The sequence below is a fragment of the Citrobacter sp. Cb028 genome (assembly GCF_030336705.1).
GTDB lineage: Bacteria > Pseudomonadota > Gammaproteobacteria > Enterobacterales > Enterobacteriaceae > Citrobacter > Citrobacter braakii.
Genome location: NZ_JAOWCZ010000031.1, coordinates 280,526 through 304,534 on the forward strand (window position 1 = coordinate 280,526; position 24,009 = coordinate 304,534).

Sequence of the window (24,009 nt, forward strand, 5' to 3'; positions counted from 1 at the left end):
CCTGGCTTAGTACATCGCAACCAAAGGTCTGAGCACTGCAATATTATGGCTTAGCAGATCGACAATGTCCCGATCCAGACGAAAATTTGACGCCTCTTCCTCCAGAATAATCAATGCTTTTTCGCTGGACATCCCCTGACGATAGGGGCGGTTCTCGATCATCGCGGTGAAAACATCAGCCACAGCAATAATACGCGAAGGGATATCCAGCGCAGCCGCACCCAGACGAAAAGGGTAGCCGCTGCCGTCGAGGCGTTCATGATGTCTTGCCGCCCAGTGTACGATTTCACCCAGCTCTTCAATAGGGTGTAGCATCTCCAGCGTCTTATAGCTGTGGCGCTTCATTTGCGCATACTCGTCCGGCTCCAGCTTTCCCTGCTTCTCGAGGATTTCCAGTGGAATACCCAGCTTGCCAATATCGTGCAGGTACCCCGCGATGCGGATTTTATCCTGGGTGTAGCGATCGCAGCCGTACAGCTCCGCAAGCTTCGCCGCCACGTGAGCCACGCTGGTACTGTGAGTCTGCGTAAAGCTGCTGTATTTATCGACGATATTCGAAATCAGCAGGCAGACCTCCAGAAAATCATGGTGATCCAGCACCACATCATTGAGCGGGCTGATAACGCGCAGCACCTGTTGTAATGAGGGCGAACTCAGGCGAAACCAGAAACCATCCTCATGGCTGGCATCCTGTAGCGCCTCGACCAGGCACGATGGCCATAGTGGGCTACTGGCCAGAAAACCGGAAACAATATTATTCCGTTGGGCCACATAGTCACCTTCAATCCCGCGCAGCCACAGCTCAAACTCATCGGCCAGATGCACCAGATGCCAGGTATTTAGCATTGTATTCTGCGTGTAACCCAAGGCATCCGCGTGGCGCGTTTCAAGAATTGCGGTCACTGGCTGTAAAAAACGTACGCCGGACATCATTGAGGCGCCAAGCCGTCCATGCTCTTCAATAAAGGCTTTACCATGGGCGCCACTGAAGGGATGCACTTTGCTCAGCGCCCCGATATTGTGCAACATACCCGCAAGCCAGGCGTTATTGATGGCTGCACTGTCAAAACCGGCTCGATTCCCGAGATACCAGCAAATGAGACCCGTGCGTTGCAAATGATGCACCAGTTCAGGAGAAAGCGGGTGCATAATGCTGTGCAGAAGATCAAGCACGGTTTGAACAGATATTTTCATAAAATCCTTTAAGAGAATTAAATTAAAAACTTACTGTAGCCCGTCTGGGCCACAGTAAAATAGGGGGTTAATCGTAGCCAAACATTATCTGCGCAGTCGCCACCACGCTACCGGTTGATAATGCTGATGCGTTATAAACTTTGTAATAAGCATGAAGATAAATGTATTGCGTATTGCTTATATCATCATCTTTAGCGATATCTAATATTTGTGAGGCATGTTCCATATTATTGCTACTGGATATTTGCACCTCATCATAGTCACCCATAAACATCCGGCTACGAATGGCAATACCTACCCCTCCTGCTGTGGTTTCATCGTTGACCATTATCTGGTAGCTGGTATCTGAACTGACTAAATCATTGCTGGATAACCAGGCCTTAACATTGCGGGTAGACGTTTTAATTCCGGCCAGGTTGCCGCACTTCAGCGGGATCGTGAAATCGGCACCAGCTGCCTTTCCATTTTTTTTCAGGACGCTAAACGGAGCAGGGGGTAATTTCACGCTCATGTCTCGCGTCATATTGCAGGTTGTTTCTTTTGGCTCAAACTGAATCGTCAGCTTCTCATAAGCAATAAAATAATCGGTATTCCAGCTTTTGCGTGCGGTTTCAGACATCATATTGGACCAGGCGCGATAAGCATATGTTTTGCTGGAAAGGAATGGGGAGCTGGAGCCGCTTCCGGTACCGCTCATCACCGCAGGTATGACCGACAGTGCGCCGCTGGTTGTGGTTTTGGTATAGCTTTCCATGCCCACAGGCGGAGCCGACATTAATTCTGCTCGTAGCGTATATTGTGTCTGATATGACAGAGAGTGAATGCCCACGATACCGCTGACAGTCACTTTGGTATCGCCACTAATGGTGGACGTTAATTTTATCCAGTAGCTACTTTCACCATCCGCACTGTTGAAATTCAAATAAACAGGAGAACCGTTGAAACCGGTAAAATAATATAAGTGGTCTTGCGCCAGACCACCGATCCCAATATTCCCGTAAGTACAGGTCATACTACCCGACCAACTGGTGGTATAGGAATATTCAACGACGTTTGAATTCACGAAAGCCGATGAAAGATTTAGCGACTTATCCGATTCTGCGACGCTGGTAAAAAGTATACCGGAATTACGGCAGGTATCGCCTGTTACACCGCGAGACTGAGCCTGCGACTGTGCTTGTGCAGATAATATTGGGATTGCGGTCAGTATTATGGCCGTAACCATAAAATAAAATAATTTTTTCATGATTGATTCTGTTAGCTGAGTAAACTGAGTTAGCGACAAATATTTTCAGCATGCTCTGCAGGCTGGGAAATAGTGCAGAATTTTTTAGTCTTACCTTTGCTGATATTCACCTTCAGGCTGGCGGGAAGCGTCTCTGACTTAATAAAAATCTGACTCCCCTGTGCGACATAGCCGACTTCTTCATTCCCGGCACCGCTGACAACCGCGCCAAACGGTAACTGACCCCCTTCAGCGGTTTGCACATCAAAAGTGAAGAGTCTGCGCGTGTCAGTTTTGTACTTCAGCCAGCTGATACTGCCTTCGTACGGCGCCACATTGAGTAAATTACCTTCAAGGTCGACGTCGCTTTTTTGGGTTCCATCCTGCTCCAGATGGAAATTATTCTGTCGGTACGGTGTCGCGCTGGTGATGAGGGCGATACCTTTGCTGTTGGTGTGTGCGGAGGTATCGCCGTTAACGACCGCGTTCACCACTCCTGGCGCTTCAATAATGACAAAATTACGTCCGTTATGAGGAGACGCCAGCAGCCCACCCTTCCATGCCAGCAGATTGCCGCTGGCACCCAGGCTTAGCTGGCGATATTCACGGGCCAGCGTCGCGCCGCTGTTCATGCTGGTATAGTCATTTTTCCAGCTGGTGTAGAGATCGGCTGCCCGCGAATCGTTGTCACTGTCGTGGCTCAGCATCAGGCTGTAGTCAACATCATGCATATTCCCGCTCATGCTGACGTCAGAAGAGGAATATTTGCCGTTCTGCACGCTGGCATGAGAAGACAGGCTGCCGCCGCTGCCGAATATCGACATCGGTATCGTGACAGAAAAATAGAGGTTGTTTTCCGTCTTACCGCGTGAACGCAACGCGCTCACCAGGTCGCCTTCATAATTGGTTTCATAGTCGTAATAGGACTGCGTAACCTCCGAGCGGCGCAGCGAAACCGAGTAGTTGACGCCGTGACTGGCATTGCTCCAGGTCAGGTTGTACTGACGGCTACTTTTCTGACCGCGCCAGTAATCGCGCCAGTAGGCTGAAAGCGACAGTCTTCCAAATTGTTCCCCCAGCGGCTGATTAATATTGGCGCTAAAGGCTTGTTTGCTGTTGATCGTTGAGGTGCCCGTTCCGCCATAATCCTTAATATTGGATTTGGTCAGGATATAATCGCTAAAAGAAGCGTAATCCTGAGTACGGTAATAATACGAAGCCAGCGAAATATTGGTGCGGGTCGGGAAGTATTTACTCCAGGACAGCGCGTATTTTTCTCCGTGGCGACGGCTATCGCCAGGCAGACGATACTGCGACTCCTCCACGGAAGCCGAGAGTGACCCAGCGTAGGGGATGGAAACCGCTCCTCCCAGAAGCAGAGACTGATAATTCTGGCTCCAGATCCCGCCCGCTGACGCGGTGAGGTAGTTATTCACCCCACGTGAATAGCTCACCTGGGTAAAATGGCTGCTATCGTCGACGTTGCGCATGTCCACCGCCCCGACGTTAATCTGATAGTCGCTGCTGCCGGGGCGCTGCATATCCGGGATCGAGGAGAATGGCACAATGAAGCGCTCAATGTTGCCGCCGGTGTTTTTTACCTCGACGGATAAATCGCTGCGTGAGCCGGTAGGCATCAGATCGCGGATGGCAAAGGGACCTGGTGGGACATTGATCTGGTGGATGATATGACCATCCTGGGAGATACTGACCACCGCTGAACTGGTTGCAACACCTTCGATCACTGGCATATAAACGTTTTCGCTGTCCGGTAACATCTGACGACTTTTATTCAGTGTCACCCCACGAAAACGGACCGTGTCAAAATAATCAGACGTCGTATAGCTTCGACCAATGCGCAGTATCGAATCGATTGCCGCAATTGGTTTTTCAACAAAACGCGTGGTATTTATCCAGCTACCTTTGTTCATTGCGCTGTAGCGCATCCACGATGAGCTATCGAGAAAATGCCAGCCATACATGTTTAGTCCGCTGTTCAGCGATAAATACAGATTATCGCTGTCACTATAGCCATTCTGCAGGCCGTGAAAATTGTAATAGTTGAAATTGTAATTGGTATACAGGCCATTAATTCCCTGATCCCATTTTTGCGGTGACACCCAGTTACGGCTATATTCTTTTACGAAAGCCTGAGGTACTTCTAAATCCAGACGCAGTGTGCCGGGTATCAGGGCGCTTTTCCCTCCGTGTAGCAGGGTATTAACGTCGAGCTTTTCAGCGGTGCTTTTATTTACAATATCATCCAGCCCCTGAATATCCAGTAGAGATGCGTCGTTTTTATTAATAAGCAGAGTACCTTTATCGTCATTAGCGACGGAAATATTAAATTTCCCGCGCCAGACGTTATTCACATAAACATCCAAATCATAAGCCCCCGGCGTCATAACCAGCCGAGAATTACTCCAGTCCATATCTGCTGAATTACCTACCAGCAGGCTGCTATTAAAATCCTCCGCCAACGCGCCGTATGAAAATATCGCGAGGCTGACAGAGTGAACTAGCAAACTTATACGAAACAGAGAACTGTTTTTCATCAGAATTGAACCTGGAGTCATTTATCTGGGATATCAGTGGATAGTGCTGAATCTCTTTGCGCCATAATCATCAAGCCAGGTTAGGCGATATTGCCCACCGGACTGAATTTTGCTGGATACCAGCGCGCAGCCAAACGGCGGTATAAACGCAGTCTCAGCCAGTAAATTATCTTTTCGGCTTTGCTTTAGCTCGCCCCCCTGCCATGTCACGACCTGAGGGATGGTCATGTAATATGGCGAATTATTCTTCAGGCAAGTTTGACCGCCAGAAGTCGAAACGGTAATTTTCTCCGCCACGCTGCTGTCGAGATCGCTCAGTTGATCCGGACGATAGAACAATTTTATACGATTGCGAATGGCCACTTGTAGATAGCTATCTCCACTGCCTTCAGGGACAGGAGGGACATCCAGAACGTTAAGCCAGAACACACTTTCACGGTCTTTTGGCAGCGAATGGGTGTTCATCGCCGAGATTTTCAGAGCCTGTCCGGCGTGTCCGCTCATTTTTACGACCGGAGGCAGCAGAGAAAACGGCACTTTGACTTTCTCCGGCGCGGCGGAAGCATCGCCCTCGTCAATCCAGGACTGCACCAGATGGGTTTGTTCGCTGTCGTTTACCAGTTGCACCGACACAAATTTGGCGCTGGCCGGATAAATAACACGCGTTTCGTTGATCACAACGCTTGCGCTGGCATTCATGGAAATGAACGTAGCCGCAAGAAAAAATATCAGAGTTTTCATAATGTCGTAGAGGAGAGCCGGGGAGACCCCGGCTGAATGAGTTAGTCGTAGCTGAAGGAATAAGTTGCGTCAGTAACTACTTTACCGGTTGTTACGGCCGCGCCACCGTAGTTGTAGTAGTTGGCATACATGGTCAGTGTGACGCCATCTTCGGTGGCAGCGTCAGCGGAACTCAGACCAGTATCGAAAGCGGTATCAAACGGTACGGCAGTGTTACCGTCTTTGGTTAGCGCAATACCCACACCCTCGGCGCCATTGTCGCTGTAGTTTTTCAGGTATTTAGCGTCATCCGACAGGTTGCTGCTGCTGAAAGTGATTTTAAGCGTTTTAGCTTCGTCCGATGCCGCAGAGCAGTTTTTCAGATTCATGGTGAAGTCTTTGGCGTTGGTTTTAACAACACCGGCGGTGGTGCCCATATCACCCACAGCAATAGGGGAAAGGTTTACCGTGAAGTCTGAACCGTTATTGGTCACCACGTTACAGGTGGTATCGGACACTGAACCGTTAAAGGTAATAGTGCCACCCGCTACGCCGGTTGATTCAGCTGCAAATGCAGAGCCGGAAACCATCAATGCCGCTACGATGAATGTTTTGTTAAACATTTGTGTATATCCCATTTTCATAATCAAATTTACTTTTGTCAGTAGCGTGAAACTTTTTCCCTGCTCCCTGGTTCGCGCTACATCATCCCTGGCATCTGAACAGATGTTGATGATTCATTTCACCTTCTCTGGAGTGGCGCATTCGGTTGCAGAACAACATTTCGCGTCACGCTGTAAGGTTGGAATATAAGACCATTGTTTGCATATTTGGTAAATGTAAATATCGATTAAATTATTTTTTTAAGATTAAAATGCTATTTTTAATGTTTTTTATAAATTTATATCATGAGCGAGGGGATGAAGAGGCTAGCGTTAAGAAAGTAATTACTGGTTAGATGATGGGCAAAAGCTGCAAATGACGTTTTTGCAGAACAGCTGAATAGGCGAGTGAATAAATTGATTAACAAATTATTATCAAAAAAATAATAAAATAAACGCGTTAGATACAATTGCCGTGTCGGTTCTGGGCTAAAGTTGACTCCCGGGCAGGGCAATCAATCGGGTTATGAACATGATCAATACCTGTCTGACCGGATGATTGTGCCGCATTGCAGAATATCAGCTTGGCACACCTTCAAATTTCACCGCTAACTCTGCGCCTGAAAAGTCGCCCGAGCTATAAAATCATCGTTGCATCAATATACAACTGTCGGTGACATTTATTACTGGCGGTCAGAGAGGGAAGAGATTATTGGAAAACCAGAAAGTTATAACGCTGGACGAGCAGGGTAACAATGTTCGCATAATCAGTGAGTTATGGTAGTGTAGATTAGAATGGGTTTTTTATATTATGAGAGAAAATAATCTTTATTAATCAGCATTAACACACCAAGGCATCACTGGCGTGTGGTTCGCGAAGTCAGTATCAAGTGACTCTTTCAAATCGTTTTTGCTCTTATTTAATCTTCGCTTATTGATTATTCATTTTCCGGCAACGCATAATTCTGGCAGTACAGATAGGGGATCCCCTCTTTGGTAATCAAATACGTCTCTCTATTCAGCGCAAAAAAATCGACGTTGGATACGCTGGTGTTGGTCAGGAAGAAGTCGGGGAGGAGTTCCTGAATGAGACTGGCGGGTGCTGTTTCGCGATTGGAGATTTGGATTTTCTGCGAAATCCAAACCGGGCTTGAGCCGTAGCTGGATTGTGTAAAAAGTACCATGCGTTGCACGGTCTGCTCATTATTTTCGGCATCTTTGATAATGCCATCAATATTCACAATACCTTTGCTGCCGCCGGTTTTGATATCAATGATCCCTCGGAATGAGCTTGTATTGCGTACAATCTCGATGGCAGACCGACAGGTCAGATTATGTAACTGACCATTGTTTTTACTGTACCGGTAGACGGCGGTAACAATTAGCGCAGCAAAACAAAGCAACAGGATAATACCTGTCTGGATGCGGGGCGTTCGGGAATAAAAATTCATTAGCTATCATACCGTGGGTAATAAACCGACTGACAGGCGTTTTCCTGCCTGTTTTTCATCGGTGAGCGACATACAAGCACGGATAATTTCTTGGATTCAGGGTAGGTGGTGATATAGATAAATTTATGGCTCTGACACAGCCCAGGATTTTTGTTGATAAATGCCGTATGTCGGGAGAAATTACTGGCATCATTATTAAAATAATACTGACAGTCAGTGGGGGCGTTGTCTGCGGTGATATAGCCGGAGAAATAGTTATCACTGGTTTGCCACGGATACATTATAAGCACACAAATTATCAGGGTAATGGTGAGTATTACCATTTCAGCAGTGGTTATCAAAGGTTGGCGCGCTGTGTCATCTGACAGTTCTTCGATGGCGACATCCGGCACTAAAGGTTCTGCTGTAAAAGATACGCTCTCCTCCGGAGTTTCAATCACCTGAATATTGAATTCTTCCTGGATGATCAGCCCTTTGCGGGGGATCGTGGTGATAAGCGGTTGCTCCAGTTCCAGCTGCAGCAAACTTTTGCGCAAAGAGAGAATGCTTTGATAAAAGGCGTTGAAGCTCACCTGGCGGTGATTTTTACCCCAGCCGAATTCCAGTAGTTCGTTTTGGGAAACCACTTGCCCGCGATGTTGAATAAGTAATAAAAGACATAATGACGCCGAGTGTTTGAGTTTTATCCGCTGATTGGGTTGATCTATCCGCGCCAGAGATTGTGTAGCTGGCGTAAATATTATTATTTTTTCAATCAGATAACTGACATTGCCAGTCTCAGACATGATGTTTCTACTCTTGCTGGTGCGCCAGGCGGTTGGCGAGTCATGATACCACTTAGTCCATAAAGACCACCAGTATGGACCCGACCCTGCAGCGAGAACCGCGAAGTGTTTCAATTTCGTATCATAATATAACAACAATGATAACTTTTTAATGAAAATAAACTATATATAAATCAATGCATTGTATCTTTTTGGCTACATTGCAAAGAACAGAAAGATGAAATAACAACGACAAAGATGATTGCCATTAATTCTTTATGGACAGCGTCATATACTGCCTGGCGCCACCACGCGAAAACAGCATGAGTCTGAACGCGTCAACGTCACCAGGGAATGCCGGTGGTAGATGTAGATGGGAATAAATGTCAGCTTGTTGGTGAGCTGACATTTATTTTTCGTGTTGAGTAAAATTCCACCCTCGTTTTGACAAAGCCATAATTTGCGGTAGAGAGTCCCATGTTCCAGAAAGATATTGAAAATGCTGTAGTGCTTGTTGGTGATGAAATGAAAAAGTCAGATAATGCCTGGCTGTCCTTACGCAAAAAACGCCAGCGTATTGATCTGAAGAGTGATGGAAATATCTTGTTTCTGGAGAAAGGGGCCGTCTCTGTTCATCGTGTGGAAAATGATTTAGTGATGGTAAGTATATCTGCACCGGCTATCCTCGGCTTGCCACAAATGCGTACGGAAGTTGCCGGACACTATTTACGTTGTGATACCGATTGTGAAATGTGGGCGATGAGTGCACCCAATGCCGAACTTTTGTTCACTGCAAAGAATCTTTGGAAACATGCATTTGATATTTTAACGCTACATCTGCAACGCTATTTTCAGCGAGAAAAATTGCAATCGCATCGCACTATCCGTGAATTGATTATTGAACACCTGAAATATATTTGGTCGATGGAGCCTGAGATGCGTGAAAACACATCTGTGTATACATTCATTCTCGCTCGAAATCATATCTCACGCAGTGCTATCCACAAAGTATTGCAGGAGTTAGTGAGTGACGGAAAAATAATTATGAAGCGAGGGAAACTCTCTTTTTTTGTATGTTAAAGTTAACATTAAAAGCATCTGACGTGTTTTTTTGCACTCAGCTGGAATGATAATGCAAAAACTGGGTTTGTGATTTTTGTTAATTATCAGTATGTTGGTTTTTGTCTTTTTCTTCACCGCTGATGCCAGCTACGCGGAATGTCCATTTTTATCTATAAATTAGTATTTATTTATTAATTTGATATGAATATGATGTTCCCTCCAATAATAACAAAAGTCATATCGCCAATGACCAACGGCAGGCCGGAAAACCTTGAGGCACAGCATAGCCGACTGTTTGGCAACCCTACTACCGATACAACGGATGTTCGCGCTGCACTGCAAAACGCGTTGGATCACAATACCTTTGTCCTGCTGGCCCAGCCTATCGTCAGTACTCGTGGTGATGAATCCTATCATGAGATATTGATCCGCATGCTCAATGAGCACGGGGAATTTCTTTCCCCTGACCATTTTCTGTCGGTTGCACGCGACACAGGGTTAGCACCCGATATCGATCTTTGGGTTATTGAGAACACCCTGAAGTACATGCGCTACCATCCGCTGAGTTGTTTTTCCATTAACCTGGCGCCAGTGACGCTATGTCGTTCAGGTATCGTTGCAAAGATAACTGCGTTGTTGCAGGAATATGTGGTGATACCGCAACGGATTATTTTTGAGATAACCGAGGCTGATACCCTGTCAGATAAAGAACACACGGCAGATACACTACGCTTACTACGTCAATTGGGATGTCGGATCGCGATTGACGACTTCGGTGCCGGGTTTGCAAGCTATGAACGCCTGATGAACATTGAAGCAGATATTTTGAAGATTGATGGGTCTTTCGTTCGTAGGATTATAAAATGTGAGGTTAGTCGCTATATCATCGAATCTTTCTGCCGGGTTGCGGCAATGAAAGGTATGCAGGTTGTCGCCGAGTTTGTTGAAAGTGCCGAAATCCAGATGCACCTGGAACATATGAATGTCGGGTGGTTACAGGGATACCACATTGGCAAGCCACAACCGTTGTTCACGTTAGAGTAATCTATAATCCGTTTATTTAAACGTATCATCACGATGCTGTAATCTGCCGATAATATAACCTCCTGGCGGAGGCTATATTAATATCAAGAACATTAGCTGACCCATAATTTACGGATCCTGCAGCTGAAGCTGATTCTCTAAACGCCGATCGCGCAGGGTTGCATAAATAAAGGTAATCACAAACAGCAGAGAAAATAGTACGACTATGGTGGGAGCCGGTGCGCTGTCGATGAAAAATGACAGGTACACGCCCATAAATGACGTAATGACCGACATCGCCACCGCCAGCCATAAGGCGTGGGAAAATTTCCTCGTCATTAAAATCGCGATGGCGCCAGGTGCAATCAGTAATGAAATTGACAAAATAATCCCTACCGATTTTAGCGTGGCGACAATCGTCAGGGCGATCATGCACAACAGGCCGTAATGCAGCAGTGCGGTGTTAAGCCCACTGGCCTTTGCCTGATGTGGGTCGAACGCATGCAGTAGCAAATCTTTCCATTTAAGTCCGATGATAAGCGCGATCCCCAGAGTAATAACCGCGGTTTGCATGATATCGCTTAAAGATACGCCCAGCATGTCGCCGAACAGAATATGATCGAGATGGACTTCTGACTGGATAGAGACGTACAGCACCAGACCCGCACCAAACATCCCGGAGAAAACAATACCCATGATGGTGTCGCGCTTAATGCGGCTGTTATCGTCGAGGTATCCGGTCGCCACCGCGCAGAACAGACCGGCGATAAACGCGCCAATTGCCAGCGGAATGCCCGCAATCCACGCCAGTACAATCCCTGGGAAAACGGCATGACTCATGGCATCGCCCATCAACGCCCAGCCTTTGAGTACTAAAAATACCGACAACAGCGCGCAGGGCACAGCGACGATGGTAGAGATGACCAGCGCATTAACCATAAAGCTAAACTGAAAAGGTTCCAGCAGCGTTGTTAAGATCATACTTGCTCCTTGTTCACCAGACGGGCGCGGCGGCGATTTGCCAGCAGACCGTGTTTTGGTGCGAAGACAAATGCCAGCAGGAACAGCAGCGTTTGCAGAACGACGATAATTCCGCCGGTTGCACCGTCCAGCCAGTAGCTTAGCCAGGCGCCGAAAAAGCTGGTCAGGCTGCCGAGCGCCACGGCGATGGTGAGCAGGCGAGGAAAACGATCGGTCAGCAGCCAGGCCGTCGCACCGGGCGTAACCACCAGGCAAATCACCAGAAAGGCGCCGACGGTTTGCAGTGCGGCGATCGTGGAAACGGAGAGCAACGTAAAAAACAACAGCTTCAGCCGACCCGGATTCAGACCGATAGACCGCGCGTGGTTTTCATCAAAAAAGACCACCATCAGATCTTTCCACTTCAAAAACAAAATGGTCAGCGAAACCACGCCGATGATCGCCAGTTGCAGAATATCTTCCGGCGCAATCGCCAGGATGTTACCCAGAATAATGGTCTGAATGTTCACCGACATCGGATTAAGCGACACCATAAATAGCCCGATACCGAAAAAGGACGAAAAAATCAGCCCGATAATGGCATCTTCCTTCAGGCGTGAACGCTGATTGAGAAACAGCATGCTGCCCGCCGCCAGTCCACCGGAAAGAAATGCGCCCAGCGCGAAGGGAAGCCCTAACATATAGGCTCCGGCTACGCCTGGAACGATCGAGTGCGACAGCGCATCGCCAATCAGCGACCAGCCTTTGAGCATTAGATAGCAGGAGAGAAATGCGCACAGGCCGCCGACCATCGCCGAAACCCACATGGCGTTGAGCATGTACTGGTAGCCAAACGGCTCCGTCAGCCAGTTCATGATTACTCCCCCTCGCTTGCCGCGCGTCGCGAAATAAACGGACGTTCATCATCGGTAATCACGTGTTGTTCACCGCCGCTCAGCGCGACGTGACGCAGAACGCCGCTGAATGCCAGCTCGAGATTCTCGTGGGTAAAGGTGGTTTCGGTTGGCCCACTTGCCAGCACCGTGCCCTTAATCATCACCGTGTAATCGCAAAATTCGGTGACGGATCCCAGATTATGGGTAGAGACCAGCATGGTCCGGCCTTCATCACGCAGTTCACGCAGCAGATCGATGATCCGGGCCTCGGTTTTCACATCCACGCCGGTGAAGGGTTCATCCAGTAAAATAACCTGCCCGTCCTGTGCGATGGCTCTTGCCAGAAAAACGCGTTTTTTCTGCCCGCCGGACAGTTCACCTATCTGGCGATGGCGATAGTCCAGCATATCTACCCGCGCCAGCGCCGCATCCACGCAGTCGTGGTCGATTTGTTTTGGTCGACGCAGCCACCCCATATGGCCAAAGCGGCCCATCATCACTACATCTTCCACCAGTACCGGAAACGACCAGTCCACCTCTTCTGACTGGGGGACATAGGCGATAAGATTCTGTTTGAGCGCCTTATTAACCGGTTGTTGCAGAATCGATATTTCCCCTTTCGCCAACCGGACAAAACCCATCAGCGCTTTAAAAAGCGTTGATTTTCCCGAACCGTTTACGCCGACCAGAGCGGCAATTGAGCCGCCCGGAACCTGAAAAGTGGCATCCCGCAGCGCGGTGTGGCCGTTGCGATACGTCACCGTAACCTGATTCACGGTAATCGCAGATTGACTCATTTTTGGCTCCTTAACCCGTCGTTGATGCCGCTGACGATGGTTTCTGTCGTCACGCGCAGTAAATCCAGATAGGTCGGTACCGGACCATCGGCAGCGCTGAGCGAATCGACATACAGCACGCCGCCGTAATACGCGCCAGACTCGCGGGCGACCTGACGCGCAGGTTTGTCGGACACGGTGCTTTCGCTAAATACGGTAGGGATTTGATGTTTTCTGATCGCATCGATCACTTTGCGTACCTGCTTGGGCGTGCCTTGCTGATCGGCATTGATCGGCCATAGATACAGCTCTTTCAGGCCGTTATCACGCGCGAGGTAAGAGAATGCGCCTTCGCTGGTGACCAGCCAGCGTTTATCTGCAGGGAGCTTCGCCAGTTCTGCATGCAGTGGCGCCAGAGTTTGCTGGATTTTCGCTTTATAATTCTCCGCATTTTTCTGGTAGGTTGCGGCATGGTCGGGATCGTATTTCATCAGCGCATCGCGAATGTTATCCACGTAGATAAGCGCGTTCTCCGCTGACATCCAGGCATGCGGATTCGGTTTGCCGTTGTATGGCCCTTCGCTGATACCCATTGGCTGCACGCCATTTGAGACCATGACCTCCGGTACGCCGGACAAATTTTGGTAGAAGCGGGCAAACCATAGTTCGAGGTTAAGGCCGTTGGAGAGAATAAGCTGTGCGCCTTGCGCCCGTTTAATATCCCCCGGTGTGGGTTGATATTCGTGAATTTCTGCCCCGGGTTTGGTGATGGAACTGACGTCCGCCGCGTCACCTGCCACGTTGCTTGCCATATCGGCAATCACCGTAAAGGTGGTTATCACTTTGAACTTTTCTTTCGCCCAGGCAGGTGACAGCGTAAGCGCCGTGAACACGCTGGCAAGGAGAAATGACTTCAGATGGGGCAGATGCGGCATAGTATCCCTCACAACAAAGTGGTTAATTTATCATCGAATATAGCCTTTGCTATGTTATATAGCACATGGCATAAACAAATGAAAATAATTCTTATTTGCGTAGGGTGCTAAGGAATGTATCACCGCCAGGTAATAGTCCTGCGCTTAGTTAAGGTGTATTATTTATGCAACTTAATTATGGAGGCATCATGTCCGGCAAACGTATTGCACGTGAGAAAATGACGATCCAGAGAATGATCTCGCTGTATGAGAGCCAGTGTCCGCAGGCTTCAGATGAACCGGGGCATTACGATGCGTTGTTTGCCTATGCGCAAAAGCGCCTGGATAAATGCGTATTTGGTGAGGAAAAACCGGCCTGCAAACAGTGTCCGGTGCACTGTTACCAGCCCGCTAAACGCGAAGAGATGAAGCAAATTATGCGTTGGGCTGGACCCAGAATGCTCTGGCGTCATCCGATCCTGACCGTGCGTCATCTGATTGATGACAAACGTCCGGTGCCGGAGTTACCCGAGAAATACCAGCGGAAGAAGTGATTTAGCAATTCTATGCCGGATGGCGGCTGCGCCTTATCCGGCCGACAAAGACAAACGCACCAGTGGCGTAGGCCCGATAAGCGTAGCGCTATCGGGCAATAATCCGTTAAACCAGTGCGTCCTTATCAATGCCCAGGCGCTTCATGCGCGAGAGTAACGTTGTGCGTTTCAACCCCAGTCTTTGTGCCGCGCCTTTAGGACCGGCGACAACGCCATTGGTTTCTTTCAGAACGCGCATTATCAGCTGGTATTCATCTTCGCCATCCTGCGCGACTTCGGTCGCCACCGGCGGCGTAGACGGCGCCATAGCGATTACATCCGGCAAGGACAGTTGCAGCACGTTGCCCCGGGTGAGCAGAACCGCGCGTTCTACGACGTTTTCCAGCTCGCGCACGTTACCCGGCCATTCCATGTTGCTCAGCGTACGCAGGGCTTCGGCGGGAATGCTGTCGATATTGCGCCCCATCCGGCGGGCAATTTTGAAGGTGAAGGCTTTCACCAGCAGCGGAATATCTTCCGGGCGCTCGCGCAGCGGCGGTAGATGGATCGGGAAGACGTTCAGTCGATAGTAGAGATCGTTACGAAACTCGCGATCGGCGACCATCTTTTTCAGATCGCGGTTAGTGGCAGCGATCAAGCGAACGTCGGTCTGGATCAGCTTATTGCTGCCCAGACGTTCAAACTCCTGCTCCTGCAGAACGCGCAGCAGCTTGGGCTGAAGCTCCAGCGGCATGTCGCCAACTTCATCGAGAAATAACGAACTTTTGTCCGCCAGTTCAAAGCGTCCAATCCGCTGTGTGCTGGCCCCGGTAAATGCGCCACGCTCATGGCCAAACAGATCGCTTTCCAGCAATCCGGCAGGCATTGCCGCGCAGTTCATTTTCACCATCCGACGGGCGTTACGTCCGCTCAGGTTGTGAATTGCTCGTGCAATCAGCTCCTTACCCGTCCCGGTTTCACCAAGAATCAGGACAGTGCTGTCGCTTTGCGCCACCATTTCGACCTGTTTGAGTACGCTGTACATCGCTTCGCTGCGGCCAATGATTTCTCCGAACTCACTTTCCACGTTGTTGAGTTGTTCAGTCAGCGCCAGGTTTTCATCGACCAGCCGCTCCTTCAGGCGGTGGATCTCCTGGTAGGCGAGGGCGTTATCCACGGCGATCGCCACGCGTTCTGCGATTTGGCGCAGCAGTTTGAGATTGGCGGTGGTGAATACTTTCTCTTCACATTGCGCCAGCTTAAGTACGCCGAGCATATTATTGCCGGACATCAGCGGCAGCAGGCACAGAGTCTGTAGCTGGTTGCCCCAGGTTTCGAACAACATTCTTTCGTAAGGGGCCAGGGTATCGCGTTCGCTCAGGTTAATCAGCAGCATCTCTTTACTTTTGAAGACCCGTTCAGAGAGCGTGCCAGCTTCGTCCACTTCACTTTGTTCGTGTGCCGGATGATGTTCATCCAGATAGTGAGTGGAATAAATGCTGAGCTTGTTTTTGCGATCGCTGCGTAACACGATGCTGATGGCATCAATGTCGAAGTAGTGATGGATCTCTTTAGCGACTTCGCTGACCAGCTCATCAATATCCAGGCGGGAGAGCACAGCATTGGTGATGGCGACCAGGATGCGAAAGTTATCACGCTCACGGCACAGGAGATCGTAATCGACATTGTTGCTGACCCGGCTTTGAATTTGTTCAGCAACGACGCCGACTATTTGGGTGAAGGTCTGCAGCCGGTTGTACTCTTTTTCACTCCACGGTTGGTCTTCGTTACGGATAAATTCGCAACCGCCAAAGATTCGTCCATCTGCCGCCAGCGGCAGCAGGCAGTAGTGACCAAATTTAGAATACAGCCCGCCAGAGGCCAGCTGTGGCCAGGTTTCGTTAAACTCGTGATAGTTGCAGTGCAGCGCATCGGGGCGAGACAAAATACGGCGTACCGGGCCATGCGCCAGCACCGTTTCGTCTTCATAATCGATGGGGTTACCATTTTCACGCGTCGCAAAATAACGCGCACGCTGCGTTTGTGCCTGCCATAAGACAATAGCCGCGCAGTCGGCCAGCGCTGAACGCTTGACCAGTTGCGAAAGCGCCTCGCTGAGAGACGGCAGGTCGGGCTGCTGTAATAATGTACGAGTAATATCGAACAGGCCTTGCTGTCCGAGGTCACTCATCGGTGTATACGACATATTGCTTTTCCAGGAAAAGCACCGCAGAACGGTGCGAAAACGGTAAATGAATTATAGGTATAAGTCGTAAATTATTGCCGGACTGGTCCTGCTACACGAACCGTAGACCCGATCGGCAAAACGCCATCAGGTGATATTGCAGCGTTAAGGCCGGATGTCGACGCAAATGCGTCTTACCCGGCCTACAGCTTGCTGCCAACCGGCTGTTAGCATATACGAGGTAATGGTTCGGCGTGTGGTAAATCGAGAGTGCGTTTCACGCCGTAGAGTCCGGCAAGACGCACACCTTTGCGTTCTACCACTTCACCAATCATTGCGGCATCGCGTCCTAACGGATGTGCGCGCAGCGCGGCAAGCACCGTTTCAGCAGCCTGACGCTCAACGGCAATCACCAGCTTGCCTTCGTTAGCAAAGTTAAGCGCATCCAGACCCAGCAGTTCGCAAACGCCACGCACCGCGGGCTTCACGGGCAGGGCCGCTTCAGACAGCTCAATACCAAACCCGCATGAGGCGGCAAACTCATGCGTTACCGCATTCACGCCGCCACGGGTCGCGTCACGTAGCGCCTTCACGCCGGGAATATCACGCAGCGTCTGGATAAGCGGTGTCAATACCGCGCAGTCGCTGACCAGTTCGCCATCAAGACCCAGCTGTTCGCGCAGGTTAAGGATAGTTGCGCCGTGATCGCCAAGTGTACCGCTGACCAGCAGCACATCGCCAGGGCCGAGCGTCTGTGCGCCCCAGTGAATGTTAGCGGGGATCGCCCCCATTCCGGCCGTGTTGATGAACAGCTTGTCTGCAGCGCCGCGCTGCACGACTTTGGTATCGCCGGTAACGATGGCGATGCCTGCTTCACGCGCGGTCGCCGCCATACTGTTGACGACGGTTTTCAACGTCTCCATCGGCAAACCCTCTTCGAGGATAAAACCGCAGGAGAGGTAGCGAGGGATCGCGCCGCTGACCGCCACGTCGTTAGCCGTACCGCAGATGGCCAGCTTGCCGATATTGCCACCCGGGAAGAACAACGGATCGATAACATAGCTGTCGGTTGAAAACGCCAGACGATCGCCTTCTGCAACCAGTTGCGCCAGGTCCAGACGGGCCTGATCTTCTTGTTCCGCCAGCCACGGATTAGCAAAAGCCTCCATAAACAGACTGTTGATCAACTGCTGCATAGCCTGACCGCCGCTACCGTGGGCGAGTTGTACGCTGTTCATGCTTCACACTCCTGCTGACGATACTGATACCAGGCGGCACATGCGCCTTCTGAGGAGACCATCAGGGCGCCAAACGCGGTCTCTGGGTTACAGGTTTTGCCAAATAGCGGGCACTGATGCGGTTTGCATCTGCCGGTCAATACCTCGCCGCAACGCGCGCGCGGATCGTCATACACCTGCTGCGGCGCTGGCTGGAAATGCGCTTCGGCATCAAAGCGCTGATAGTCTGGCGTCAGGTGAACGCCAGAGGATTCAATGACGCCCAGACCGCGCCATTCGCTATCGCCATTGACGCAGAACACTTCGGCGATGGCCTGTTGCGCTAACAGGTTACCGGCGTCCGGCACCACGCGGCGATACTGGTTTTCAACCTGGCTATGCGCGGCAATCTTCTGTTCAATCAACATCACCACGCCCTGCAGTAGATCGAGCGGTTCGAAACCGGCGACCACCAACGGACGATGGAAATCTGAAGCAATGAAATTATAGGCATCGGTGCCAATCACCATGCTGACATGGCCCGGCGCTAAGAAGGCGTCGATGCCGTTGTCCGGCTGTTCCAGCAGGCTGCGCAGCGTAGGGATAAGCGTGATGTGCTGGCAGAAAAAGTAAAAGTTCTGCACGTCACGCTGTTTTGCCTGCTGAAGGGTGATGGCGGTGGTTGGCATTGTGGTTTCAAAACCCAGGCCAAAGAACACAACCTTACGCGTTGGGTTTTCCTGCGCCAGCTTCAGCGCATCCATCGGTGAATAGACGATGCGGATATCCGCGCCGCGCGCTTTGGCTTGTAGCAAAGAACCTTGTTTACCCGGAACGCGCATCGCATCGCCAAAGGTGCAAAAAATCACTTCCGGATGGCTGGCGATTTCCACACAACTGTCGATTCTGCCCATCGGCAGAACGCAAACCGGGCAGCCCGGGCCATGAATAAACTCGACGTTGTCGGGCAACAATTGGTCGAGACCGAACTTGAAGATAGCGTGGGTATGACCACCACACACTTCCATGATGCGCAGCGGACGTTCAGCAGTGTAGGGGAGGTGTGCGGCACGTTCACACAGGTGCTCTATCAACTGCATCACCTGTTCTGGTGCGCGGTATTCGTCAACAAAACGCATTATTTTTCCTCGCCATACAACAACGCGCCGACATCCGGCTCAACGTCAAACATGTTTTGCAGCGCGTCGAGCGTGTCGCGCGCTTCAGCTTCATTAATGATGCTCATGGCAAAGCCGACGTGGACCAGTACCCACTGGCCCAGACGGGGTTGACCGTGTTCATCGCAGCTTCCGACCAGCGTCAGGTCGACGTCGCGCTGAATACCGCAAACGTCGACTTTGGCCTGGTTGCCATCAATGGTGCGGATTTGACCCGGAACACCTATGCACATCGCTGCGTCTCCAGCCAGGAGAGCCATTGGTCCATGCCTTCGCCACTGGTGGCGGAAATCAGGATAATCTCAATTTCCGGGTTCACTTCCCGGGCGCTGGCGATGCACTTTTCTACGTCAAAATTGAGGTACGGCAGTAGGTCTACTTTGTTGAGCAGCATCAGCGACGCGGCGGCAAACATATGCGGGTATTTCAGCGGCTTGTCTTCGCCTTCGGTGACGGAAAGCACCGCCACTTTATGGCGTTCGCCGAGGTCGAAGCTAGCCGGGCAAACCAGGTTCCCGACGTTTTCAATGAACAGGATGCCGTTGTCTTCAAGCGGCAAACGTGGCGCGGCGTCAGCAATCATTTGTGCGTCAAGGTGGCAACCTTTACCGGTGTTGACCTGGATGGCGGGCGTACCTGTGGCGCGAATACGGGCGGCATCGTTAACCGTCTGCTGGTCGCCTTCAATGACGGCGCAAGGCACGCTGTCTTTGAGCTTCATCAGCGTTTCGGTCAGCAGCGTGGTTTTACCGGAGCCTGGGCTTGAGACAAGGTTTAATACCAGATGTTGACGGGCAGCAAAGCGGGCGCGGTTGCGCTCGGCCAGACGGTTGTTTTTATCCAGCACGTCAATTTCCACTTCCAGCATTCGGCGCTGACTCATGCCAGGCGCGTGGGTGCCTGCTTCACCGTGACCGTAATGCAAATCGCCTTCTTCGGTCTGGCTCGGTGTGAAACTGGAGGTCTTCACCCCGGTAATATTCAGCGCCGGACGAGCTGCCGGGGCAAATGGCGCGCTGCGAAACGCCGAGTGGGGATTATGCTCATCACCCTCTATATAAAGGTTGCCTTCAGCGCAACCACATGTCGTACACATCGCTCACTCCTGATTTATTACTTGCGATACTTCAGTTGCCGGATGATGACGCTTAGGCGTCGGCATCCGACGCTGGAGTTTCATCTATTTCAATACGTCGAATCTGTAAGCCGTCATCGGCCACAATTCTCAGCATATCGCTGTTGCATTGCGGACATCTGCGCACGCGTTGCGTCAGTAAGGTGACGTATTGCTGACAAGATTCGCACCAACATTCGGCTTCTTGTTCTTCGAGGTGGAGTTTACAACCTTCTGCAAGGGTCCCGCGGCATACCAGATCAAAACAAAAGGCGAGAGCGCTGGTTTCTACGCAAGAAAATGCGCCAATTTTGAGCCAGACCCCAGTTACTCGTTGAGCACCGTATTGCGTGGCCTGTTGTTCAATCAATTCCAGTGCCCGTTGGCAGAGGGTTATTTCGTGCATACCGCCTCCTATGAAGTTGCCGTATTAAAAGCAATAAACATGCCAGCTTGAATTTTTTCTATCGTGACAATGACGACGATGACGAAATGACATGTCGTCACCGCTCTTTGATTTTTTATCTGTATGAAAATTAAGGTTTTTAATTTTGGCATGAAATGTGCTTAAAGCTGTTCATCTCTGCTAAACGGGTAACCTGACATGACTATTTGGGAAATAAGCGAAAAAGCCGATTACATCGCTGAACGGCATCGTCGCCTACAGGACCAGTGGCGTATTTACTGCAACTCGCTGGTTCAGGGGATCACCCTGTCAAAAGCGCGTTTGCACCATGCAATGAGCTGCGCACCGGACAAGGATCTCTGCTTCGTCCTTTTTGAACACTTCACTATCTACGTCACGCTGGCGGACGGCTTTAACAGCCACACCATCGAGTACTACGTTGAAACGAAAGACGGTGATGATAAGCAACTGATTGCACAGGCTGAGTTGACCATCGACGGTAAGGTTGATGAGCGTATCAGCAACCGCGATCGCGAGCAGGTGCTGGAGCACTATCTCGAAAAAATCGCCACCGTCTACGACAGCCTCTATACCGCGGTTGAAAACAATATGCCGGTGAATTTAAGCCAGCTGATTGAGGGACATAGCCCGGCTTAAGCCTTGGGTGTGCCCACTTTTGTCATGATGCGCTTTCATACTGCGTCACGACGTTTAGGGAATGGGCATGTCGAAAAATGTCGAAATGACATTTTCCAGACATGTTTTCGTCAAAAATGACTATCACCTGAGGAATGCCTGGTGAATCGTTTTGTAATTGCTGACTCCACTCTTTGCATCGGCTGCCACACCTGTGAAGCCGCCTGCTCAGAGACACATCGCCAGCATGGCCTGCAGTCAATGCCGCGCCTGAAAGTGATGTTAAATGAAAAAGAATCCGCCCCGCAGCTTTGCCACCATTGCGAAGATGCGCCTTGCGCCACCGTTTGTCCGGTTAATGCGATTAATCGCGTTGATGGTGCCGTGCAGCTGAATGAAAGCCTGTGTGTAAGCTGCAAACTGTGCGGGATTGCCTGTCCGTTTGGCGCGATTGAGTTTTCCGGTAGCCGTCCGCTGCATATCCCGGCAAACGCCAATACGCCAAAAGCGCCTCCGGCTCCGCCAGCGCCTGCCCGCGTGAGCACGTTGCTGGACTGGGTTCCGGGTATTCGTGCCATCGCGGTGAAATGCGATCTGTGCAGTTTTGACGAGCTTGGTCCGGCCTGCGTACGCATGTGCCCGACCAAAGCCCTGCACCTGGTGAGTAACGTGGATATTGCCCGCGCCAGCAAACGTAAGCGTGAGCTGACTTTCAATACCGACTTCGGCGATCTCACCTTGTTTCAGCAGGCTCAGAGTGGGGATGCAAAATGAGCGCAATTTCACTGATTAACAGCGGCGTAGCCTGGTTTACGGCGGCTGCGGTTCTGGCATTTCTGTTTTCATTTCATAAACCGCTGAGCGGCTGGATTGCCGGGGTTGGCGGTGCGGTTGGCAGCCTGTGTACGGCGGCTGCGGGTTTCACCGTACTGACTAATGCGCTGGCTTTAAGCGGTGTGATGCCGTTTATTGGTCACAGTGTGCAAATTACCCCGTTGAACGCTATCTGGCTGATTACGCTGGGCCTGTGCGGCCTGTTTGTCAGCCTGTACAACATTGACTGGCATCGCCATCCGCAGGTAAAAGCCAACGGGCTACTGGTGAATCTGCTGATGGCCGCGGCGGTATGTGCGGTGGTTGCCAGCAACCTCGGAACGCTGGTGGTGATGGCGGAAATCATGGCGCTGTGTGCCGTGTTCCTCACCGGCTGCAGCAAAGAGGGCAAACTGTGGTTTGCGCTGGGCCGCGTCGGCACGCTACTGCTGGCTATTGCCTGCTACCTGGTGTGGCAACGCTACGGCACCCTGGAGCTGCGCCTGCTTGACCTGCGCGCACAGGAGCTGCCGCTCGGGTCTGATATCTGGCTGCTGGGCGTGGCGGGTTTTGGCCTGCTGGCCGGGATTATTCCGCTGCACGGATGGGTGCCACAGGCACACGCCAACGCCAGCGCACCGGCTGCGGCGCTGTTCTCTACCGTCGTCATGAAAGTGGGTCTGCTGGGTATTCTCTCCCTGTCGCTGCTGGGTGGTAACGCGCCGCTGTGGTGGGGCATTACGCTGCTGGTGCTGGGAATGATCACCGCGTTTGTCGGCGGTCTGTATGCGCTGATGGAACACAACATTCAGCGTCTGCTGGCATACCACACGCTGGAAAACATCGGCATTATTCTGCTGGGTCTGGGCGCAGGCGTAACCGGAATTTCCCTGAATCAACCTGCACTGATTGCGCTGGGTTTGACCGGCGGTCTGTACCACCTGGTAAACCACAGCCTGTTCAAAAGCGTTCTGTTCCTGGGCGCAGGCAGCATCTGGTTCCGTACCGGTCATCGTGATATCGAAAAACTGGGCGGTATCGGTAAACGTATGCCGGTTATCTCTCTGGCGATGCTGGTTGGCCTGATGGCGATGGCCGCACTGCCGCCGCTGAACGGTTTTGCCGGTGAGTGGGTTATCTACCAGTCCTTCTTTAAGCTTGGCAACAGCGGCGCGTTTGTCGGTCGTCTGTTAGGACCGTTACTGGCGGTAGGACTGGCGATTACCGGCGCGCTGGCGGTGATGTGTATGGCGAAAGTCTATGGCGTTACGTTCCTTGGCGCACCGCGCACGAAGGAAGCTGAAAATGCCTGCTGCGCGCCAATCCTGATGGGCGTTAGCGTAGTTGCGTTGGCTATCTGCTGCGTGATTGGGGGCGTTGCTGCGCCGTGGCTGCTGCCGATGATCTCCGCTGCCGTTCCGCTGCCGCTGGAAACCGCGAACACCACCGTTTCTCAGCCAATGATCACGCTGCTGCTGATCGCATGTCCGCTGCTGCCGTTCATCATCATGGCGATTTTCAAAGGCAACCGTCTGCCATCGCGTTCACGCGGTGCGGCATGGGTGTGTGGTTACGATCACGAGCAGTCAATGGTCATTACCGCACACGGTTTTGCCATGCCGGTGAAAGAAGCCTTTGCACCGGTACTCAAACTGCGCAAATGGCTGAATCCGGTATCACTGGTTCCGGGCTGGCAGAATGCGGCTGCACCGGTGCTGTTCCGTCGCCTGGCGCTGATTGAGCTGGCGGTACTGGTGGTGATTGTGGTTTCACGAGGAGCCTGAG

At 51.1% G+C, this 24,009-nt stretch carries 23 protein-coding genes; 6 read left to right on the plus strand and 17 right to left on the minus strand.

Annotated features, from left to right (window positions below; genetic code table 11):
* Window positions 1-6: 6 nt before the first annotated feature.
* The 7 genes from OGV75_RS08820 to OGV75_RS08850 form a co-directional block, all read right to left on the minus strand.
* The gene (locus tag OGV75_RS08820; protein ID WP_286480563.1) at window positions 7-1,194 is read right to left on the minus strand and encodes an HD-GYP domain-containing protein; all 1,188 of its coding nucleotides are present in this window, start codon (window positions 1,192-1,194) and stop codon (window positions 7-9) included.
* A gap of 67 nt (window positions 1,195-1,261) precedes the next feature.
* Complete coding sequence (locus OGV75_RS08825; protein WP_049282623.1) at window positions 1,262-2,440, minus strand: fimbrial protein; 1,179 nt, start codon at window positions 2,438-2,440, stop codon at window positions 1,262-1,264.
* A gap of 29 nt (window positions 2,441-2,469) precedes the next feature.
* Window positions 2,470-4,974 (minus strand): fimbria/pilus outer membrane usher protein, encoded by a 2,505-nt coding sequence (locus tag OGV75_RS08830; RefSeq protein WP_286480565.1) that lies wholly within the window; start codon window positions 4,972-4,974, stop codon window positions 2,470-2,472.
* Window positions 4,975-5,007: 33 nt separating this feature from the next.
* A complete protein-coding gene (locus OGV75_RS08835) occupies window positions 5,008-5,673 on the minus strand; it encodes a fimbrial biogenesis chaperone (RefSeq protein WP_249742571.1) in 666 nt (221 codons plus the stop codon).
* 83 nt (window positions 5,674-5,756) lie between these two features.
* Window positions 5,757-6,317: a fimbrial protein gene (locus tag OGV75_RS08840; RefSeq protein ID WP_047414269.1), complete on the minus strand. Its 561-nt coding sequence runs from the start codon at window positions 6,315-6,317 to the stop codon at window positions 5,757-5,759.
* A gap of 917 nt (window positions 6,318-7,234) precedes the next feature.
* Window positions 7,235-7,747 carry a YqeJ family protein gene (locus OGV75_RS08845; RefSeq protein ID WP_016154204.1) on the minus strand — a complete coding sequence of 171 codons (513 nt, stop codon included), beginning with the start codon at window positions 7,745-7,747 and terminating at the stop codon, window positions 7,235-7,237.
* Window positions 7,747-8,532 carry a winged helix-turn-helix domain-containing protein gene (locus OGV75_RS08850; protein ID WP_286480566.1) on the minus strand — a complete coding sequence of 262 codons (786 nt, stop codon included), beginning with the start codon at window positions 8,530-8,532 and terminating at the stop codon, window positions 7,747-7,749. The genes OGV75_RS08845 and OGV75_RS08850 overlap by 1 nt, the downstream gene beginning before the upstream one ends.
* A 456-nt stretch (window positions 8,533-8,988) precedes the next feature.
* Between OGV75_RS08850 and OGV75_RS08855 the strand changes: the two genes are divergently transcribed.
* Both OGV75_RS08855 and OGV75_RS08860 read left to right on the plus strand, forming a co-directional pair.
* Complete coding sequence (locus OGV75_RS08855; RefSeq protein ID WP_016154202.1) at window positions 8,989-9,591, plus strand: helix-turn-helix domain-containing protein; 603 nt, start codon at window positions 8,989-8,991, stop codon at window positions 9,589-9,591.
* A 228-nt stretch (window positions 9,592-9,819) separates the two neighbouring features.
* Window positions 9,820-10,617 carry an EAL domain-containing protein gene (locus OGV75_RS08860; protein ID WP_103766749.1) on the plus strand — a complete coding sequence of 266 codons (798 nt, stop codon included), beginning with the start codon at window positions 9,820-9,822 and terminating at the stop codon, window positions 10,615-10,617.
* Window positions 10,618-10,725: 108 nt separating this feature from the next.
* On the opposite strand, the gene sitD is transcribed toward OGV75_RS08860, so the two are convergent.
* From sitD to OGV75_RS08880, 4 genes are read right to left on the minus strand one after another with little or no spacing between them, the layout of a single operon-like run.
* Window positions 10,726-11,577, minus strand: coding sequence for an iron/manganese ABC transporter permease subunit SitD (gene sitD, locus OGV75_RS08865; protein WP_016154200.1), 852 nt, complete (start codon window positions 11,575-11,577; stop codon window positions 10,726-10,728).
* Window positions 11,574-12,431 carry an iron/manganese ABC transporter permease subunit SitC gene (gene sitC, locus OGV75_RS08870; protein ID WP_016154199.1) on the minus strand — a complete coding sequence of 286 codons (858 nt, stop codon included), beginning with the start codon at window positions 12,429-12,431 and terminating at the stop codon, window positions 11,574-11,576. Before sitC ends, sitD begins: the two co-directional genes overlap by 4 nt.
* Window positions 12,432-12,433: 2 nt before the next feature.
* Window positions 12,434-13,249 carry an iron/manganese ABC transporter ATP-binding protein SitB gene (sitB, locus tag OGV75_RS08875; RefSeq protein WP_019077551.1) on the minus strand — a complete coding sequence of 272 codons (816 nt, stop codon included), beginning with the start codon at window positions 13,247-13,249 and terminating at the stop codon, window positions 12,434-12,436.
* Window positions 13,246-14,163 (minus strand): metal ABC transporter substrate-binding protein, encoded by a 918-nt coding sequence (locus OGV75_RS08880; protein WP_047414265.1) that lies wholly within the window; start codon window positions 14,161-14,163, stop codon window positions 13,246-13,248. The genes sitB and OGV75_RS08880 overlap by 4 nt, the downstream gene beginning before the upstream one ends.
* 188 nt (window positions 14,164-14,351) lie before the next feature.
* On the opposite strand from OGV75_RS08880, the gene OGV75_RS08885 reads away from it, so the two are divergent.
* Window positions 14,352-14,696 (plus strand): nitrous oxide-stimulated promoter family protein, encoded by a 345-nt coding sequence (locus OGV75_RS08885; protein ID WP_003825888.1) that lies wholly within the window; start codon window positions 14,352-14,354, stop codon window positions 14,694-14,696.
* Window positions 14,697-14,802: 106 nt separating this feature from the next.
* Here the strand turns inward: OGV75_RS08885 and flhA are convergent, their stop codons facing one another.
* From flhA to hypA, 6 genes are all read right to left on the minus strand, one after another.
* The gene (gene flhA / locus OGV75_RS08890; RefSeq protein WP_016157325.1) at window positions 14,803-16,881 is read right to left on the minus strand and encodes a formate hydrogenlyase transcriptional activator FlhA; all 2,079 of its coding nucleotides are present in this window, start codon (window positions 16,879-16,881) and stop codon (window positions 14,803-14,805) included.
* A gap of 206 nt (window positions 16,882-17,087) precedes the next feature.
* Window positions 17,088-18,098, minus strand: a complete 1,011-nt coding sequence (hypE, locus tag OGV75_RS08895) for a hydrogenase maturation carbamoyl dehydratase HypE (protein WP_016157324.1) — start codon at window positions 18,096-18,098, stop codon at window positions 17,088-17,090.
* Window positions 18,095-19,216 (minus strand): hydrogenase formation protein HypD, encoded by a 1,122-nt coding sequence (gene hypD / locus OGV75_RS08900; protein WP_019077547.1) that lies wholly within the window; start codon window positions 19,214-19,216, stop codon window positions 18,095-18,097. Before hypD ends, hypE begins: the two co-directional genes overlap by 4 nt.
* Complete coding sequence (hypC, locus tag OGV75_RS08905; RefSeq protein WP_003037411.1) at window positions 19,216-19,488, minus strand: hydrogenase 3 maturation protein HypC; 273 nt, start codon at window positions 19,486-19,488, stop codon at window positions 19,216-19,218. Before hypC ends, hypD begins: the two co-directional genes overlap by 1 nt.
* Window positions 19,479-20,351 (minus strand): hydrogenase nickel incorporation protein HypB, encoded by an 873-nt coding sequence (gene hypB / locus OGV75_RS08910; RefSeq protein ID WP_016154192.1) that lies wholly within the window; start codon window positions 20,349-20,351, stop codon window positions 19,479-19,481. The genes hypC and hypB overlap by 10 nt, the downstream gene beginning before the upstream one ends.
* Window positions 20,352-20,403: 52 nt before the next feature.
* On the minus strand, window positions 20,404-20,775 hold the full coding sequence (gene hypA / locus OGV75_RS08915) for a hydrogenase maturation nickel metallochaperone HypA (RefSeq protein ID WP_019077546.1): 372 nt from the start codon (window positions 20,773-20,775) through the stop codon (window positions 20,404-20,406).
* A gap of 198 nt (window positions 20,776-20,973) precedes the next feature.
* Between hypA and hycA the strand changes: the two genes are divergently transcribed.
* The 3 genes from hycA (at window position 20,974) to hycC (ending at window position 24,008) form a co-directional block, all read left to right on the plus strand.
* Window positions 20,974-21,432 carry a formate hydrogenlyase regulator HycA gene (hycA, locus tag OGV75_RS08920; RefSeq protein WP_016154190.1) on the plus strand — a complete coding sequence of 153 codons (459 nt, stop codon included), beginning with the start codon at window positions 20,974-20,976 and terminating at the stop codon, window positions 21,430-21,432.
* Window positions 21,433-21,573: 141 nt separating this feature from the next.
* Window positions 21,574-22,185 (plus strand): formate hydrogenlyase subunit HycB, encoded by a 612-nt coding sequence (gene hycB / locus OGV75_RS08925; protein ID WP_016154189.1) that lies wholly within the window; start codon window positions 21,574-21,576, stop codon window positions 22,183-22,185.
* The gene (hycC, locus tag OGV75_RS08930; RefSeq protein WP_016154188.1) at window positions 22,182-24,008 is read left to right on the plus strand and encodes a formate hydrogenlyase subunit 3; all 1,827 of its coding nucleotides are present in this window, start codon (window positions 22,182-22,184) and stop codon (window positions 24,006-24,008) included. Before hycB ends, hycC begins: the two co-directional genes overlap by 4 nt.
* Window position 24,009: the final 1 nt, after the last annotated feature.

Excerpts from the sequence above, each read along its gene's own strand:
- OGV75_RS08820 (WP_286480563.1), bottom strand. The coding sequence starts at position 1,194 with ATGAAAATATCTGTTCAAACCGTGCTTGATCTTCTGCACAGCATTATG.
- OGV75_RS08825 (WP_049282623.1), bottom strand. The coding sequence starts at position 2,440 with ATGAAAAAATTATTTTATTTTATGGTTACGGCCATAATACTGACCGCA.
- OGV75_RS08830 (WP_286480565.1), bottom strand. The coding sequence starts at position 4,974 with ATGAAAAACAGTTCTCTGTTTCGTATAAGTTTGCTAGTTCACTCTGTC.
- OGV75_RS08835 (WP_249742571.1), bottom strand. The coding sequence starts at position 5,673 with ATGAATGCCAGCGCAAGCGTTGTGATCAACGAAACGCGTGTTATTTAT.
- OGV75_RS08840 (WP_047414269.1), bottom strand. The coding sequence starts at position 6,317 with ATGTTTAACAAAACATTCATCGTAGCGGCATTGATGGTTTCCGGCTCT.
- OGV75_RS08845 (WP_016154204.1), bottom strand. The coding sequence starts at position 7,747 with ATGAATTTTTATTCCCGAACGCCCCGCATCCAGACAGGTATTATCCTG.
- OGV75_RS08850 (WP_286480566.1), bottom strand. The coding sequence starts at position 8,532 with ATGTCTGAGACTGGCAATGTCAGTTATCTGATTGAAAAAATAATAATA.
- OGV75_RS08855 (WP_016154202.1), top strand. The coding sequence starts at position 8,989 with ATGTTCCAGAAAGATATTGAAAATGCTGTAGTGCTTGTTGGTGATGAA.
- OGV75_RS08860 (WP_103766749.1), top strand. The coding sequence starts at position 9,820 with ATGACCAACGGCAGGCCGGAAAACCTTGAGGCACAGCATAGCCGACTG.
- sitD (WP_016154200.1), bottom strand. The coding sequence starts at position 11,577 with ATGATCTTAACAACGCTGCTGGAACCTTTTCAGTTTAGCTTTATGGTT.
- sitC (WP_016154199.1), bottom strand. The coding sequence starts at position 12,431 with ATGAACTGGCTGACGGAGCCGTTTGGCTACCAGTACATGCTCAACGCC.
- sitB (WP_019077551.1), bottom strand. The coding sequence starts at position 13,249 with ATGAGTCAATCTGCGATTACCGTGAATCAGGTTACGGTGACGTATCGC.
- OGV75_RS08880 (WP_047414265.1), bottom strand. The coding sequence starts at position 14,163 with ATGCCGCATCTGCCCCATCTGAAGTCATTTCTCCTTGCCAGCGTGTTC.
- OGV75_RS08885 (WP_003825888.1), top strand. The coding sequence starts at position 14,352 with ATGTCCGGCAAACGTATTGCACGTGAGAAAATGACGATCCAGAGAATG.
- flhA (WP_016157325.1), bottom strand. The coding sequence starts at position 16,881 with ATGTCGTATACACCGATGAGTGACCTCGGACAGCAAGGCCTGTTCGAT.
- hypE (WP_016157324.1), bottom strand. The coding sequence starts at position 18,098 with ATGAACAGCGTACAACTCGCCCACGGTAGCGGCGGTCAGGCTATGCAG.
- hypD (WP_019077547.1), bottom strand. The coding sequence starts at position 19,216 with ATGCGTTTTGTTGACGAATACCGCGCACCAGAACAGGTGATGCAGTTG.
- hypC (WP_003037411.1), bottom strand. The coding sequence starts at position 19,488 with ATGTGCATAGGTGTTCCGGGTCAAATCCGCACCATTGATGGCAACCAG.
- hypB (WP_016154192.1), bottom strand. The coding sequence starts at position 20,351 with ATGTGTACGACATGTGGTTGCGCTGAAGGCAACCTTTATATAGAGGGT.
- hypA (WP_019077546.1), bottom strand. The coding sequence starts at position 20,775 with ATGCACGAAATAACCCTCTGCCAACGGGCACTGGAATTGATTGAACAA.
- hycA (WP_016154190.1), top strand. The coding sequence starts at position 20,974 with ATGACTATTTGGGAAATAAGCGAAAAAGCCGATTACATCGCTGAACGG.
- hycC (WP_016154188.1), top strand. The coding sequence starts at position 22,182 with ATGAGCGCAATTTCACTGATTAACAGCGGCGTAGCCTGGTTTACGGCG.